This is a genomic window from Actimicrobium sp. CCI2.3 (assembly GCF_035019065.1).
In the GTDB taxonomy this organism is placed as follows: Bacteria; Pseudomonadota; Gammaproteobacteria; order Burkholderiales; family Burkholderiaceae_D; genus Actimicrobium.
In genome coordinates, this window is sequence record NZ_JASJWR010000029.1 from 51,506 (window position 1) to 67,400 (window position 15,895).

The 15,895-nt window shown below is 59.9% G+C and carries 13 protein-coding genes; 3 read left to right on the plus strand and 10 right to left on the minus strand.

Features of this window, described 5'->3' with window-relative positions; genetic code table 11:
* Position 1: 1 nt before the first annotated feature.
* The 3 genes from QN370_RS15875 to QN370_RS15885 form a co-directional block, all read right to left on the minus strand.
* Positions 2 to 1,639: an ATP-binding domain-containing protein gene (locus QN370_RS15875; RefSeq protein WP_322126816.1), complete on the minus strand. Its 1,638-nt coding sequence runs from the start codon at positions 1,637 to 1,639 to the stop codon at positions 2 to 4.
* Positions 1,640 to 1,942: 303 nt separating this feature from the next.
* Positions 1,943 to 2,188 (minus strand): hypothetical protein, encoded by a 246-nt coding sequence (locus QN370_RS15880; RefSeq protein ID WP_322126817.1) that lies wholly within the window; start codon positions 2,186 to 2,188, stop codon positions 1,943 to 1,945.
* A gap of 21 nt (positions 2,189 to 2,209) precedes the next feature.
* Positions 2,210 to 3,607 carry a M28 family metallopeptidase gene (locus tag QN370_RS15885; protein ID WP_322126818.1) on the minus strand — a complete coding sequence of 466 codons (1,398 nt, stop codon included), beginning with the start codon at positions 3,605 to 3,607 and terminating at the stop codon, positions 2,210 to 2,212.
* Positions 3,608 to 4,130: 523 nt separating this feature from the next.
* Here QN370_RS15885 and QN370_RS15890 point away from each other — a divergent pair.
* Positions 4,131 to 6,959 carry a TonB-dependent receptor gene (locus QN370_RS15890; RefSeq protein WP_322126819.1) on the plus strand — a complete coding sequence of 943 codons (2,829 nt, stop codon included), beginning with the start codon at positions 4,131 to 4,133 and terminating at the stop codon, positions 6,957 to 6,959.
* A gap of 131 nt (positions 6,960 to 7,090) precedes the next feature.
* Here QN370_RS15890 and cobA read toward each other — a convergent pair whose 3' ends face one another.
* From cobA to QN370_RS15925, 7 genes are all read right to left on the minus strand, one after another.
* Entirely contained in the window at positions 7,091 to 7,822 is a 732-nt protein-coding gene (cobA, locus tag QN370_RS15895) for a uroporphyrinogen-III C-methyltransferase (protein WP_322126820.1), read from the minus strand.
* Between the two features lie 4 nt (positions 7,823 to 7,826).
* Entirely contained in the window at positions 7,827 to 9,152 is a 1,326-nt protein-coding gene (locus tag QN370_RS15900; RefSeq protein ID WP_322126821.1) for a sulfate adenylyltransferase subunit 1, read from the minus strand.
* On the minus strand, positions 9,152 to 10,087 hold the full coding sequence (gene cysD / locus QN370_RS15905) for a sulfate adenylyltransferase subunit CysD (protein WP_322126822.1): 936 nt from the start codon (positions 10,085 to 10,087) through the stop codon (positions 9,152 to 9,154). The genes QN370_RS15900 and cysD overlap by 1 nt, the downstream gene beginning before the upstream one ends.
* Positions 10,088 to 10,150: 63 nt before the next feature.
* Positions 10,151 to 10,882 carry a phosphoadenylyl-sulfate reductase gene (locus tag QN370_RS15910; RefSeq protein WP_322126823.1) on the minus strand — a complete coding sequence of 244 codons (732 nt, stop codon included), beginning with the start codon at positions 10,880 to 10,882 and terminating at the stop codon, positions 10,151 to 10,153.
* On the minus strand, positions 10,879 to 11,403 hold the full coding sequence (locus QN370_RS15915; protein WP_322126824.1) for a DUF934 domain-containing protein: 525 nt from the start codon (positions 11,401 to 11,403) through the stop codon (positions 10,879 to 10,881). The genes QN370_RS15910 and QN370_RS15915 overlap by 4 nt, the downstream gene beginning before the upstream one ends.
* Positions 11,396 to 13,093, minus strand: coding sequence for a nitrite/sulfite reductase (locus tag QN370_RS15920; RefSeq protein ID WP_322126825.1), 1,698 nt, complete (start codon positions 13,091 to 13,093; stop codon positions 11,396 to 11,398). The genes QN370_RS15915 and QN370_RS15920 overlap by 8 nt, the downstream gene beginning before the upstream one ends.
* 93 nt (positions 13,094 to 13,186) lie before the next feature.
* Entirely contained in the window at positions 13,187 to 13,960 is a 774-nt protein-coding gene (locus QN370_RS15925) for a sulfite exporter TauE/SafE family protein (protein WP_322126826.1), read from the minus strand.
* Positions 13,961 to 14,109: 149 nt separating this feature from the next.
* Between QN370_RS15925 and QN370_RS15930 the strand changes: the two genes are divergently transcribed.
* Together QN370_RS15930 and QN370_RS15935 are read left to right on the plus strand one after the other, a co-directional pair.
* Positions 14,110 to 15,051 carry a CysB family HTH-type transcriptional regulator gene (locus tag QN370_RS15930; protein ID WP_322126827.1) on the plus strand — a complete coding sequence of 314 codons (942 nt, stop codon included), beginning with the start codon at positions 14,110 to 14,112 and terminating at the stop codon, positions 15,049 to 15,051.
* Between the two features lie 46 nt (positions 15,052 to 15,097).
* Positions 15,098 to 15,772, plus strand: coding sequence for a class I SAM-dependent methyltransferase (locus QN370_RS15935; protein ID WP_322126828.1), 675 nt, complete (start codon positions 15,098 to 15,100; stop codon positions 15,770 to 15,772).
* Positions 15,773 to 15,895: the final 123 nt, after the last annotated feature.

Here is a 15,895-nt window from a genome sequence, read left to right on the forward strand (position 1 = left end):
CCTAGGCTAGCGAAAATTTCCCAAGGATTTTCGCTGCTTCATCGCTGCACACGAGCACCAGTTTCAGGCTGGCGCGCGTCATCCCGACAAACAGCTTGCGCACGGTGCGCTCGTCGAGTTCGGTGAAATCGAGTTCGGTAAAAATTACCGCCGGTGCCGACTGGCCCTTGAAGCGATACACCGATTCGGCCAGCAAGCCGCCCTTGCGAAACATCGGATTACCGAGCAGGTCATAGCTGCCGGTGAACGAATGCAGCGCATGCTGGCCGAGCTGGTCGAGCTTGAGCAAGGCCGACTTCTCGCGTCCCTTGAACGACAGCAGCACGATATCGTTGCGTGAAAATCCGGCACCGAGGCAATGCGTGATGGCTTCCTTGGTCGCCTCGTGCAAGCCGTCGTTGTCGCCGCTGGCATAAGTGAACAAGGTCAGTCCGGCACTGGCGAACGGACTGGCTGCAATGGCCGGGGCTGCTTCTCCGGTGATCGCTGCCAGCAGGTCGACGATCTCGCGCGGATTGCGGTAATTGGTATTGACGCGCAGCGTGACCCAGTCGGGTAGTTCGACCGGTGCACGGCCATACAGGTTTTGCATCGGGTCTTCCAGCCACAGCACACGTCCCGGTGCGCGAACCAGTCGCAGCACTGCATCGCGCCAGCTCTCTGAAAAATCCTGTCCTTCGTCGATGATCACGACGTCATGTTGCCAGTGTTCGGGCACCGCGCCGTTGTCGAACACGGTCTCCATGCTTTGCCAGGTGGCCGGATTGCTGTAGTCAGGTGCCGAGCCCTGTTCGCGGCCATAGGCATCACACAGCATGTGAAAGTTGGCGACCCGGCCATGCGGGCCGAGCAGGTCGCGCATGTGGTCGGCCAGCGGCCGGTTGTAGCAGACATACAGCGGTTGCAGGCCGGCCTCCAGCGCCGCACGGAATTCGGCCATCGCCAGCTGGGTCTTGCCACTGCCGGCGGTGCCGATCACGCGCAGGCGAAACGGCGTGAATTCGATTTGCCGCGCCCAGGTTGCCAGCCCATCGGCCAGTCGTGTGACCAGCGCATCGGCACGGCCGACCATCGCGCTGGCGTCCGGGATCAGGCGCAGCGTGTCATTGAAAAAACGGCTGACAGCCGCGCGTTGCGGCGTCATGTCGGTCAGCGGCAGCAGTTGCCGGATCACAGCGATGAGCTGATCTGCCTTGTCGGCATCGACGATGCGGGCCGGATCGAGCCCGGCCAGTGACGGTTGCAGCACGTGATAGTCGGGGCAGTACAGCAGATAGTCGATATCGAGCGTGCCACCGGTTTGCGCGAAGCGACTGCGCAAGGTGCCGATGGTGCGCACTAGCGCCAGGTGAACTTTTTCGGAACGCCCCGGATAGCGCTTGATCAAGCCTTCGTCGGTTTCGGTCAGGAAGCCGGCTTTCTGTTCGATCACCAGCACGCGGCCGTTCGGTGCCACCACAATGAAATCGATTTCGCCATAGACCGAATACTGGTCTTCGATATTGGTCCAGTGCACGCCGTGAAAGATCAGGTAAGCGCTGTCGAGGTGCTCGGCAAAACGGTGCAAGGTCGCGATTTCGCGGGCGGCAGCGCCGGTGGTAGCCAGCTCGCGCCAGCCGGAAGGGACGATATTTGGCATGAAAAGTGGGGCGGAAAATTGATCGGAGCGTTGACTGGATTGTAGGCGATTTGATTGTCGATGCGGGAGTCGACATTGCTGCCCGTCGGGTTGCCAGAAACGGTCACCCGTAGGGTGCAATAACCGCAGGGCATTGCACCAAATGCACCTCCTGCGGCAACTGAAACTGTCGTAGCTCCGTCATGACCAAGCCGGGTGCGGCCCGGCAGCCGGTTACTTCTTTTTGCTTCGCCAAAAAGAAGTAACCAAGAAAAAGGCGACCGCGAGACCGCTGCCCTTCGGGTTCCCAAAAACGGTAGCCAGTCAAGGGGAGGGTCGCAAACTCGCTTCGCTCAGACATGCGCCCCTCTTATCCCTTGCCTGACTACCGTTTTTGGCAGCTGTCTCAATGCGGAACAGGTCAACATCAACATCAACGTCAACGTCAACGTCAACATCAACATCAACATCAACATCAACGGCCACATCAACAGCAACATCAACTTCACTCGCGTAGGGTGCAATAACCGCAGGGCATTGCACCAGGCGCCCTGCAGGTGTCAATTCCATGCCTGCACCGCACCAGCCAATTCAGCGCGCCGGTATCGGGTAACTGGCAACGCTGGCATTACCCTCCCGGTTGACTGCCTGCACGCCGAAGAAGAAGTTGTCCTTGGAGCGACCTTTGACCGTGTACTGCGTCACATTGCCGACGTCGAGCCCATCCTGCCATTGCGCTGCGGTTGTCTCGCGCCAGACGATGCGGTAACCGAGCAGGTCCGGCTCGGGGTTGGCTTGCCAGCTCAGGGTCGAGTCGTTTTCCAGTTTGGCGGTGCGCATCAATACTTGTTGTGGTGCGGCCGGTGCCATGGCCAGCGAGGCGAGTGCCGCTGCATTCACGCTAGCGACACGGGCAACGTAAAGCGGATCGACGAACTCCGTCAGATCACCGAACTGGGTCGCTTCTTCGACTCGCACGAACTGGTGCTGATGCCGGAAATCCTCGTTGGGTTCAGTGAAGCGCAGCGCCGCATAGCCGCGCTCGAGGAAGGGAATATGGTCGCCGCCGCGCAAGTAGCGATCGCGGCGCTGGATCACCGTGACCTTGAAGTTGTTCACGTAGCGTTCGCCGACTTCCTTGACATGGCGCGCCAGTTGTCGCGAGACCGAATCGTTTTCGCCGCCGGTGGCAATGAGGCCGCGGATGGCATCGGGCATCTCGCTCACGGCGGGAATACCCTCGGCGAACAGGCGCACCTGGGTGCCGTCGACCCGACCGTCGTCGGCGCGTGAACTGCCGATGATGTCGTTGGTGAACATGCCGGCGATGTTCATTTTTTTCTGGCGCGCGCTTTCGGCCCAGTGGCTCGAGCCGAACAACCCTTGTTCTTCGCCTGCCACTGCCATGAAGACCAGCGTCGCATCGAATTGGTAATGCGCCATCACGCAGGCCATTTCGATGACCGCTGCCGTACCCGACGCATCATCGTTCGCGCCGGGTGCGGCCGCATTGACGTTGAGCTGGTCACCATTGATCGAGTCATAGTGGCCGCTGACCACATAGACCCGTGCGCGCTCGGCGGGCTGGGTGCCCGGCAGTGTCGCTACCACGTTGACGATCTCGGTCGGTGCCACCAGTCGCGGGCCAGCCGGCTGGATGAAGGCGTCCATGGTGACTTGCAGACGCCCACCGGCAGCGGCGCCGCAGCGCACCAGCTCGGATTGAATCCAGCGTCGCGCCGCACCAATGCCACGGGTGTCGGACACCGTTTCGGAGGCCGTATGTCGGGTCTCGAAACTCACCAGCTTGTCGACATAGGCAGCGATGCGCTGCGGCGAAATGTTCGCCACGATCTGTTCGATCTGCGGTTGCCGCGCTTGCGTATCGACGCTGGCGGCAGCGGCCGGTAGAGCGACCGCCAGCATCAGCAGAGCCGTGGTCGGTTGAAAGATCGGACGCAGCAGCGGGCGGTGGACATTGAAAGCCATGGATATTCCTTGTCGGAGGGAGCGTGCAAATAAATCTGCAGGCTGGCAAGAGTGCCAGCCCGTGGCAGGGTAGAGCATTTCGGGTTCGGACGCGTTAGCTGCGTTACCAGTTAGTAATGTACTTGGCGAGACAGCAAATTGCATGCCCGACATTCCACCCGGTTTGGTGTTTCGCAGGGAACGCTTGCACCAGTTCAGCGGGCCTTCCGCACCAGGTGCACGCGTGCGGCGCATCGCTGTCGCGCTACCAGAACGTGCAGTGCAGTACGGAGGTGACACGTCTAAGTAGGTTTTCATATGTGGAAGGCATTTTTTTGACTGGCAAGTAGGAAAAGTTACATTCAGGCACAATGCTTGCTGAGAGGGTAACAGGAAGACGACTTTTATAGGCGACCTCAAAATACGTCAATGCCGCCAATGCAGTGTTTGATTCGTGACACTTCCACCGTGGCCGGGGCAACAGCAACAACTTTTTTACCCGTGTTAACCGTAGTACTGATGCCCACCCAAGGAGTTCACCTGCATGTCTGCATATAAGTTCAAATTAAAAAAATCTGCTCTGGCCGTCGCCGCCACCCTGGTGCCATGTCTGATCTTGCCTGCAATGGCTTTCGGTCAGGTAGCCGACAACACGTCGGCCAAAATCGAACGGGTTGAAATTACCGGTTCGTCGATCAAGCGCATCGATGCCGAAACCGCGCTGCCGGTGCAAATCATCAAGCGCGAGGATATCGAACGCAGTGGTGCCACCTCGACCGAAGATCTGATCCGCCAGATCAGCGCGTTCAGCAGCGCCGGTCTGGTGTCGAGCGCGGCGGCTGCGGGCAGCTCGACCGGATCGATTTCTGCGGTGTCGTTGCGCGGGCTGGGCAGCGCCCGCACGCTGGTACTCATCAATGGCCGTCGCACCTCGGTCTACGGCGGCGGCTCGGGTGGTCTGGCCGGCGCGGCGGTGGACGTCAACAGCATTCCGCTGTCGGCCATCGAGCGGGTCGAAATTCTGAAGGACGGTGCCTCGGCGGTGTATGGCAGTGACGCCATTGCCGGCGTCGTCAACTTCATCTTGCGCAAGGACTTCATCGGTACCGAAGTCACGGGTTCGTATGGCTCACCGACGGCAGGCGGCAACGGCAGCGAAAAGAAAGCCTCGATCTTCGGCGGCATCGGCAACTTCAGCGAGCAGGGCTTCAACCTGACCTACGGCGCGACCGTGCAGAGAGTCGCTCCCATCTTCGGTGCCGACCGCTCGTATGCCAGTCGCATCAATACGGATCAGGGCAATGACTCCTTGTCGTCGATTACTTTTCCTGCCAATGTGCTGATCCCCAAGACCGGTGCCTTACGCAATCCGAATCTGGCCAATTGCGGACCGGTCTCGCAAGTCTCGCCATACAGCCTGACGCGCTGCAGTTTCGACAACAGCCCTTACGTGTCGCTGCAGCCAGGCTCTGAAAAAATCAACTTGCTGTTCAACGGCCGCATGGCATTGGGCACCAATGCAGAAGCCTATTTCGAGAGCGGTTATAGCCAGAACAAGACCACCACTTCGGTCCAGCCGGTACCACTGAACTACAGCAGCAATCTTCCGGCCAGCAATCCTTACAACGCGTTTTTCAGAAATCTCATCGCCACCCAGTACCCCGGGCTCGGCACCGTACCGTTCGCCAAAACTTTCGGCGCGCAGTATCCGGGGGCCTTCCTGCTGCCGCCGTCATCGCCCTATTATCCGCAAGCTTTTGCTGCGGCCAATGGTTTGAGCGGCCAGCCTCTGATCCTGAATTATCGTGACGATGCCAACGGTCCGCGCAGACAGACCGATCAGTCCGATGCCAGTCGTTTCGTCACCGGTGTGCGTGGCAGCTTTGCTGGCTGGGACTACGATACCGGCTTCCTGTATAGCCAGAGTGTGGTCAAGGAAGTCCTGTGGAGTGGCTTTCCGCAGTATTCGAAGATCCTGCCGCTGCTCGACAGCGGAGTCATCAATCCGTTCGGGCCAACTGCCGATCCGGCTGCGCTGGCGGCAGCCCGTGCCGCCGAATTCGTGGGCGCTGTGTACCGCTCCAAAACGTCCGTCATGAGCGTCGATGCCAAGGCTTCGCGCGAACTCATGACTTTGCCGGCCGGCCCGCTGAGCGTGGCGGTGGGAGCCGAGTTCCGCAAGGAGCGATTCCAGTACGATCCGTCGCTGGCGGTACAGAACGGCGACATTGCCGGTCAGGGTGGCAACCAGCTGCCGGAAACCGCGCAACGCAACGTCAGCTCCAGCTATGTCGAACTGAGTGTTCCGCTCATCAAGAAACTTGATGCGGACTTTGCAGTGCGTTACGACAATTACCAGAACGTCGGCAGCACCATCAATCCGAAGGTGTCGCTGCGCTGGCAGCCAGCCAGCAATCTGCTGTTGCGCAGTGCAGTAGGCACCGGCTTCCGCGCGCCGTCCCTGACAGACCTGTATGCGTCACAAGCCTCGAGCGTCACTGCCAACGGTGCCCGCGATCCGCTGCGCTGCCCGGTCATCGCGACCGGTCTGCCGTCCGACTGCAACAATCAGTTCGCGGTCGTCACTGGCGGCAATCCGAATCTCAAGCCGGAGAAATCCCTGTCCTTCACCTTCGGTATCCTGTTTGAACCGGTCAAGGATTTGACGCTTGAGCTCGATGCCTTTCGCGTCAATCTCGAGAACGCAATCGTCGGTGGCGGTCTGAGTTCGGCCTACATCCTCAGCAGCGCCGCCCGTGCCACGCAATATGCGGCGTACGTGCAACGCGCTGCGGCAGATCCGTCCAATGTCAGTGGCCTTGGTGCCATCACGTCGATTCAGCAGACCAACTCCAATCTGTTCAAGACCCAGCTCGCCGGCGTGGATGTCGATGCCAAGTACGCGCTGCGCCTGCAGGAAGGAAAAAAAGTCACGCTACGTCTGAGCGGTACGTTCATGCAGAAGTACGATTCGCAGGGGCCGGATGGCAGCTACACCAGTGCGCTCAATCAGGCACTGACGGCCGGCGGCGGCGTGATCCTGCGCTGGAAACATAATGCCAGCGTCACCTTCGAGCAGGGACCATGGATGGCAAACCTGGCCCAGAATTATCAGCAGTCGTACAACGACATACCGAGTAATCGCACGTCGGTAAGCCGTACTGTTGATGCCTACCAGACCTTTGACGCGCAGCTCGCTTACTCCGGTCTGAAATCGACCCGGCTCACGCTAGGCATGAAGAACCTGTTTGATCGCAATCCGCCTTATGCCAACTATGCAGCCGGCACCGGTCAGTTCGTCGGTGGCTATGACATCAGTTACAGCGATGTGCGTGGGCGCTTCCTGTACGCGACGGCGACACATACGTTCTGATTGCGGTCCTCAGGACGACAATCCTGCGGGCTGATGCTGGCGCGCAGGGTTGTCGGGAAGTGAAGTGTCGTGTCTGAAGTGTTCAAGAACCCCGCTCGAGCGAGCGGGGTTTTTTTTACGCCGGGGCGACGCTATTGCTGCAAATACGGCGCCGTCACATCCCGCGCCGCCATCGCCGCACCGATCATCATCAGCACTGGTCCGCTGCAGTTGGCCAGGCCTTCTTCGAGCTGGCTCAGTGGTAGCCGGTAGATCTGTTCGTCGATGCGACTGCAATTCTCCACCACGATCACTGGCGTTTCAGGCGGATGGCCAAGCGTCAGCAGGTTGCGCGCCGTCTTCACCGCTTCGCGCCCGCCCATGTACTGGACCAGCGTGTCGCACGCGGGCAGCGTGGTCTGATCGGGCATGTCCGGCGCGGTGCTGGAGGTAAAAAACGCGACGCTGCGGGCGATGCCGCGTCGGGTCAGTGGCTGCTTGCACGATGCCGCCGCGGCCAGCGCCGCAGTGATGCCGGGTACGATGGCACAGTCGATGCCGTGCGATTCAATTGCACGCAATTCTTCGTCGGCCCGGCCGAACAGCATCGGGTCGCCGCCTTTGAGTCGCACTACACGGCTGTATCTGGCAGCGGCATCGATGATCTGCTGGTTGATCACCAGCTGGGCCATCGAACGCTGGCCGCAGCGCTTGCCGACCGGGATCAGCACCGCTTGCGGGCACAGCGCCAGCATGTCCTCGGTGACGAGGGCGTCATACAGCACGACCTCGGCCTCGGCCAGCAAGCGTGCACCGCGCACCGTGATCAGATCAGCGGCACCGGGGCCGGCACCGACCAGCCAGACCTTGCCGTAAGTCGTCACGGTCTCAGGCCAGACGGATCATGCCAGCGGCCACCGTCTGGTGCGTGACTTCATCGATCAGGATGAAGGCGCCCGTGGTGCGGATGTCGTCATACGCGTCGGCCGCCAGCGGTTGCTGCACGGTCAGGCTGATGCTGGCGATGTCGTTGAGTTTCAGTCCGGTGGCTGGACGCTTTTCCTGCGTGTTGATATCGAGCAGCGTGTCCACGCCCGTGACCTTGGCCGCGACCTGGCGGGTGGTGTGCTTGAGCCAGTACTTGCGACGCATGTCGAGCGGTTCTTCGGACAGCCAGCAGACATCGGCAATGACGTTTTTGAGCAGCGTGGCCGGCCGGTCGGCCGAGACGATCATGTCGCCGCGCGAGATGTCGACATGCTCGTTGAGCAGCAGCGTGATCGATTGGCCGACCACCGCCGTCGTCAGCGAACCGTCGAGCGTGACGATGTCCTTGACGGTCGCGCTCTGTCCACCCGGTTGCACCGTCAGCTTGTCGCCGACGCTGACCGTGCCGGCTTCGATGCGGCCCATGTAGCCACGGAAGTCATTGGCTTCATGACCGGCATGACGCGCCACCAGTTGCACCGGAAAGCGCAACGGCTCGTCGTGCGATTCGTCGTAGACGCTCAGCGATTCGAGCAGGTCGATCAGCGTCGGACCCTGGTACCACGACAGCTTGTCGCTGGCGGTGACGACATTGTCGCCGGCCAGTGCTGACAGCGGAATCGGCTTGATGTCTTTCAGGCCCAGCGTGGCCGCGAATTCCATGTAGGCAGCGACGATGCGGTCGTAGACGGTCTGGTCGTAATTGACCAGATCCATCTTGTTGACGGCAACGACGATATGTTCGATGCGCAGCAGATGCGCGATGGTCGAATGGCGCTTGGTCTGGATCAGCAGTTCCACGCTGCCGTCGTCGCCCAGCTTCACTTTCGAGACATCAATCAGGATGATGACCGCGTCAGCAGTCGACGCACCGGTGACCATGTTGCGGGTGTACTGCTCGTGGCCCGGCGTGTCGGCGATGATGAACTTGCGCTTGGGTGTCGCAAAATAACGGTAGGCGACATCAATCGTGATGCCTTGTTCGCGTTCGGCTTCGAGGCCATCGGTCAGCAGCGACAGATCGATGGTGTCACCGACAGTGCGCTTGTGCTTGGCGCGTGACATCGCATCGAGCTGGTCGGCGAAGATGCCCTTGCTGTCAAACAGCAGGCGACCGATCAGCGTGCTCTTGCCATCGTCGACCGAGCCGGCAGTAATGAAGCGCAGCAGGCCGCGTTCGGCGGATTGTTTGGTTGTTGAGGTAGCTGGAGCGACTGCGGCATTCATCAGAAATATCCTTCTTTTTTACGTTTTTCCATCGAGGCTTCCGAGGTCTGGTCGTCCATCCGGGTCGCACCGCGTTCGGTGATTTGCGTGACGGCGGTTTCAGCAATGATCGCGTCGACCGTGTCGGCGTCCGAGGCAACCGGGCAGGTGCACGAAATGTCGCCGACGGTACGGAAGCGCACCATCATCGTTTCGACTTTTTCGCCGGGCAGTGGCGGGGTCAGGTCGGTCAGCGGCACCAGCAAACCGTTGCGCGGAATGACTTCGCGCTCGTGGGCAAAATAAATCGGTGGCAGTTCGAGTTTTTCGCGGGCGATGTATTGCCAGACGTCGAGTTCGGTCCAGTTCGAGATCGGGAACACGCGCATGTTTTCGCCGGGATGGACGCGGGTGTTATACAAGTCCCACAGTTCCGGGCGCTGGGCTTTCGGATTCCATTGGCCGAATTCGTCGCGGAACGAAAAAATCCGTTCCTTGGCGCGGGCTTTTTCTTCATCGCGGCGGGCACCGCCAATGCAGGCGTCGAACTTGTATTTGGCGATGGTTTCGAGCAGCGTCACGGCTTGCGCAGCGTTGCGCGAATCGGTGGCCGGATTGCGCAGGCGCACGGTGCCGCGCTGGATCGAGTCTTCGACCGAACCGACGATCAGGCGCTCGCCCAGTTCGGCTACGCGCTTGTCGCGGAAGGTAATGACTTCAGCAAAATTATGACCGGTATCGATGTGTACCAGCGGGAATGGAAAGGCACCCGGACGGAAGGCTTTTTCGGCCAGCCGCAGCATCACCACCGAGTCTTTGCCGCCCGAGAACAGCAGCGCCGGATTGGCGCACTCGGCGGCGACTTCGCGCATGATGTGGATGGCTTCGGATTCTAGCCAGTCGAGATGACGGTTGCTGGCCGCATCCGGAAAAAGGTTGTCTACTGCAGGATTCATGGTGTCTTTGAGAGGTAAGTTGTTGGGTCACGCTGCTGTTCAGGTCGATGTTCAGGCCGCTGTTCAGGTCGCCGATTTGATCCGGATCAGCTTGCCATCGACCACATGCAAACCGCATTCCTTGGAGTCCGGGTTTTCCCACCACCAGCGACCGGCACGCACATCTTCGCCCGGTTCGATGGCACGGGTGCATGGCTCGCAGCCGATCGACGGATAACCGCGATCATGCAGCGGGTTGTACGGCACGTCGTTGGCGCGGATGTATTTCCAGACATCGGCTTCGGACCAGTCCGCCAGCGGATTGAACTTGGTCATGTCGTGCGCTTCGTCGCGTTCCTGCACATCGAGTTCGGCGCGGGTGCTGGACTGGGCGCGGCGCTGGCCGGTGACCCAGGCGGTGTTGCCGGCCAGGGCGCGATTGAGAGGGTCAACCTTGCGGATGTGGCAGCACTCCTTGCGCAGGTCGACGCTGTCGTAGAAGCCGTTGAGCCCGTTATTCCGGACGTAGGCGTCGACGGCAACCGGGTCCGGTGTCATGCGCACGATGTCATACGCGTAGCGTTCCTTGATCGTGTCGAGCATGCCCAATGTCTCGGCATGCAGGCGGCCGGTTTCCAGCGTGAAGATACTGATCGGCAGGCCGGAATGCAGGATCATGTCGGTCAGCACCATGTCTTCCGCGGCCAGACTCGACGCAAAAACGGCCGGCGAAAAGTCGACGACGATGCGGCCCAGCGTGGCTTTGGTCGCGGCGACCAGCTTGTCGTAGTCGGTGATGGCGGCGGTGGTACTCATGATGATGTCGCCACCGGCCGATGCGCGCGCCGGAACAGCGGCGTCTTCTGGTCCAGCGAAGTCTGGTACGACTCCGAAAAATCGGTCAGGCCCTTGAGCGCGTCGTGGATGTTGCGGTCTTCCCGCGTGGCGAAGGCATCGAAGCCGACCCGGCTCATGTAAAACAGCTGGTCGCGCAGCACGTCACCAATGGCGCGCAGTTCGCCTTCATAGCCCATGCGGGCGCGCAGGTTGTAGGCGGTCGAATAACCACGACCGTCAGCGAATTTCGGGAAGTCGACCGCGATGACGGTGAAGCGGGCAAGGTCATCCTTGATCGCTTCGGCACGTTCGCTGCTGGCCAGCCAGACGCCGAGTTCGGCGCGATCAGCCAGTTCGTCACGGCGGGTTTGCCACACGCTCAGCGGCACGATGACTTTGCCAGCGGGCAGGACGATGGTCTCGGCGGTGTCGCCTTCGGCCAGGCGCAGTACGGTCCAGTCATCGCTGACGACGGCGCGGTGTTTGATGATGTCACGCATGGGCGTCTTCTCCGGCGATGTGATGTTTGGTCTTGATCGGGGTGGCGTAGACGTGCTCCTTGAACGGAGCCACGCCAACACGGCGGGTGGTGTCGATGAAGCGTTCGTCTTCGTAGCGGTCGCGTACATACACTTCAAGCAGACGCTCGATGACGACCGGCATTTGCTGCGCCGAGAACGACGGGCCGATGATCTTGCCGATCGAACTCTCGTTGCCTTGTGCGCCGCCAATCGAGACCTGGTACCACTCGGCGCCATCCTTGTCGACACCGAGGATGCCGATGTTGCCGACATGATGGTGACCGCAGGCGTTGATGCAGCCGGAGATGTTGAGTTCGATTTCGCCGATGTCATGCTGGAAGTCGAGGTTGTCGAAGCGCTCGGCAATGGCGGCCGCAATCGGGATCGACTTGGCATTGGCCAGCGAGCAGAAATCGCCACCGGGGCAGCAGATGATGTCGGTCAGCAGGCCGATGTTCGGCGTGGCGAGGCCGTGTGCCTTGGCTTGCTTGAACAGCTCGGGCAAGTCGGATTGCTTGACGTCGGCCAGCACCAGATTCTGTTCATGCGTGACGCGGATTTCGCCAAAGCTGAAGCGGTCTGCCATGCGTGCGACGAAGTCCATTTGCTCGGCCGTCGCGTCGCCGGGTGGCACGCCGGTTTTTTTCAGGGACAGCAGGACGATCGCATAGCCGGGCACTTTGTGTGCCTTGACATTGCGCCGGGTCCACGCGCCGAAGGCCTTGTCGCTGGTCTTTAACGCCGTGATGTCGGCGTCGTCGCCGGCAAAGGTCGTGTAGCCGTGCGGGGTGAAGTACGATGCGACGCGGTCGAATTCTTCTTGCGTGAGCGTGCTCGGGCCGTCTTTCAGGTCGACCCATTCGGCTTCGACCTGACGCTGGAATTCTTCGATGCCGATCGCCTTGACCAGAATCTTGATGCGCGCCTTGTAGATATTGTCGCGCCGGCCATGCTGGTTGTAGACGCGCATGATGGCTTCGGTGTAAGTCAGCATGTGCTTCCATGGCAGGAAATCGCGCACCACGCTGCCGAGAATCGGCGTGCGGCCCATGCCGCCGCCGGCCATCACGCGCAGGCCGAGTTCGCCGTCGGCATTGGTCATGACCGTGAAGCCGATGTCATGCACGGCTGTCGCAGCGCGGTCTTCGACGGCACCGTTGAAGGCCAGCTTGAACTTGCGTGGCAGGTAGGCAAACTCCGGATGGAAGGTGCTCCACTGGCGCATGATTTCGGCCAGCGGACGCGGGTCGATCAGCTCGTCGGCGGCGACGCCGCAGTATTCGTCCGAGGTGATGTTGCGGATGCAGTTGCCCGAGGTCTGGATCGCGTGCATTTCGACCGAGGCCAGGTCGGCCAGGATCTGCGGCGTTTCTTCGAGGTTGATCCAGTTGTACTGGATGTTCTGGCGGGTCGTGAAGTGGCCGTAGCCGCGGTCATACTTGCGGGCGATCTCGGCAAACATGCGCATCTGGTTCGACGACAGCATGCCGTACGGGACGGCCACGCGCAGCATGTACGCATGACGCTGCATGTACAGGCCGTTTTGCAGGCGCAGCGGTTTGAATTCTTCTTCGGTCAGTTCGTCGGCAATGCGGCGACGTACTTGGTCGGCATACTGGGCGATGCGTTCCTTGACGATCTGGTGGTCGTACTGGTCGTAGTGATACATCGTGAATCCTGACTTGAATAATGATGCTAAATGAGGTGATAACCGGGGTGATAACCGGAGTGATAACCGCGCGTCCGGACGCTGTGCGGTTGCCTAAAACACCAGCTTGAATGCAACTCCGGTCAGCGTCACGGCCAGCAGGCCGCGCAACAGTTTATCCGGCACGGCCCGTGCTGCCAGCGATCCGAGCGTAATGCCAGGCACCGAACCGATCAGCAGCATGATCAGCAATGCCCAGTTGATCGATCCGATCCACCAGTGGCCTAGCGCGGCAATGGCCGTCAATGGTACGGCATAGGCAATGTCAGTGCCGGCAATTTCTGCTGGCTTGAGTTTCGGATACAGCAAAACCAGCAACGTGGCACCAACGGCACCGGCACCAATCGAGGAAATCGTCACCAGCGTACCGAGCACGACACCGGCAATCACGGTGGCCGTCGCCTGGCGGGAACCTTCCAGCTGGTATTGCGGATGCGCCGCCATCCAGCGCTGCATGCGGGTGCGAAACAGGATCGCCAGCACGGTCAGCATGACCGATCCGGCAATCGAGTAGCGGATGATCTGGGCGATGGAGTCGTCAAGCCCGCCAAAATATTTGAGTACCAGTGTGGCCGCTACTGCGGCTGGCAGAGCACCCAGACACAAGCGCCTGACGATGTCCCACTGGACATTGCCGCGAAAACGATGCGCGAAGGTGCCGGCGACTTTGGTGGCCGAGGCGAAGGCGAGGTCGGTGCCGACGGCGACTGTTGGCGAGATACCGAACAGTAAAGTCAGCAGCGGCGTCATCAGCGATCCGCCGCCCACACCCGTCAGGCCAACCAGCAAACCGACCGCAAAACCTGAAACGATATAAGAAAGAGTCATGACATCCTGATCAAAGTAGCCCGAATCGTAATAAAATTCGGGCTAGTTGCCAACTACAGAGTAACTATTTGCTTATATGCGCTACGGGCATAAGCAAACTCGGCAAGCGTCGCTTCAGGCTGCGTGATCTGATCCAACAGAAAGTCTCCATGAATTTGCATCAATTCCGGTTTGTGCGCGAAGCCGTGCGTCAGAACTACAATCTGACTGAAGCGGCCAAGGCGCTGTTTACGTCACAGCCGGGCGTCTCGAAAGCCATCATCGAACTCGAGGAAGAACTCGGCGTCGATATTTTTACCCGTCATGGCAAGCGCATTCGTGGCCTGACCGAACCCGGTCGCGCGGTCTTGAAGGCGGTCGAAGTCATCATGCAGGAAATCGATAGCCTGAAAAGTATCGGTCAGGAATTCGCCGCCCATGACAGCGGCAGCTTCACGATCGCGACCACGCACACGCAGGCACGCTATGCCTTGCCGAAGGTGGTGCAGGCCTTCACGCAGCGTTTTCCGAAAGTGCGGCTGTCGCTGTTGCAGGGCAATCCGAAGCAGGTTGCGGATCTGGTGCTGAGCGGCCACGCCGATATTGCGCTGGCCACCGAATCGATCATGTCGATGGCCGGGCTGGTCTCGATTCCGTGTTACCAGTGGGAGCATGTGGTGGTGGTGCCACCCGAGCATCCGCTGCTGAAATCGAAGGCACTCACGCTTGACGAGATCGCGGCGTATCCGTTGATTACCTATGACAGTGCATTCACCGGTCGCGCCAAGATCGACCATGCGTTTCAGTTGCGCAATCTGAAGCCGGATGTGCTGCTCGAGGCCATTGATGCGGATGTCATCAAAACGTACGTCGAACTCGGCTTGGGCGTTGGCATCATCGCCGGCATGGCGTACGATGCCGAGCGCGACAAAAACTTGCGGATGATTTCTGCCGGTCACCTGTTCGGCACCAACGTGTCGCGGGTCGCGCTCAAGCAAGGGGCTTATCTGCGCAGCTATGTCTACACGTTCATCGAACTGCTGACGCCGACCCTGAACCGCAAACTGATCGATCAGGTCATGAGCGGCGAAAAAGAAATGTATGAGCTGTAATGCGGAACTGTAATTCGACAATCTGGACAACAATGAGTGTGAATCAATGAGTACCAATTCCAATAGCAATATCAATCTCAATACCAACATGGCTGAGTATTACGCCAAGCGTGCCGACCAGCATGACAACGTGTATGCCAGACCGGAGCGCCAGGCCGACCTGCCCGTGGTGCGCGACTGGTTGCAGCAAGCCGTCGCCGGCCAGCGGGTTCTGGAGATCGCTTGCGGCACCGGTTACTGGACCGCTGAAGCGGTCAAGACGGCCGAGCATGTGCTGGCCACCGATATCAATGCCGATGTGATCGCCATTGCCCGGGCCAGAAACCTGCCGGCTGACAAGGTCGACTTTGCGCTGGCCGATGCGTTCGCGATCGAGACCGATCAGCCGTTCACGGCTTGCCTGGCCGGTTTCTGGTGGTCGCATGTGCTGCGCGAGCAGCAAGACAGTTTCATGGAGCGGTTGCGCGAACAACTGGGCAAGGACACGCTGGTGGTGATGATGGATAACGTCTATGTCGAAGGCATCAGCACGTCGATCGCCCGCACCGATTTGCTGGGCAACACCTTCCAGATTCGTCGGCTTGGTAGTGGTGAGCGCTACGAGGTGGTCAAGAATTTTCCGAGTGATAGCGGCTTGCGCAAGCGGCTTTCACCGCATCTGAAAGACATCCGTATTCAGCGTATTGAGCATTACTGGATGTTGACTGGGCGGTTGAAGTAATCAGTTTGTTCGATCGTAAATGGAGCATTCGGTGCAATGCCTTTCAGTTATTGCACCCTTGTATGCTGTTTTTAACGGTTGATTTTGATTAGATTGATGTGGCATCAAAGATATCGGAAAGAG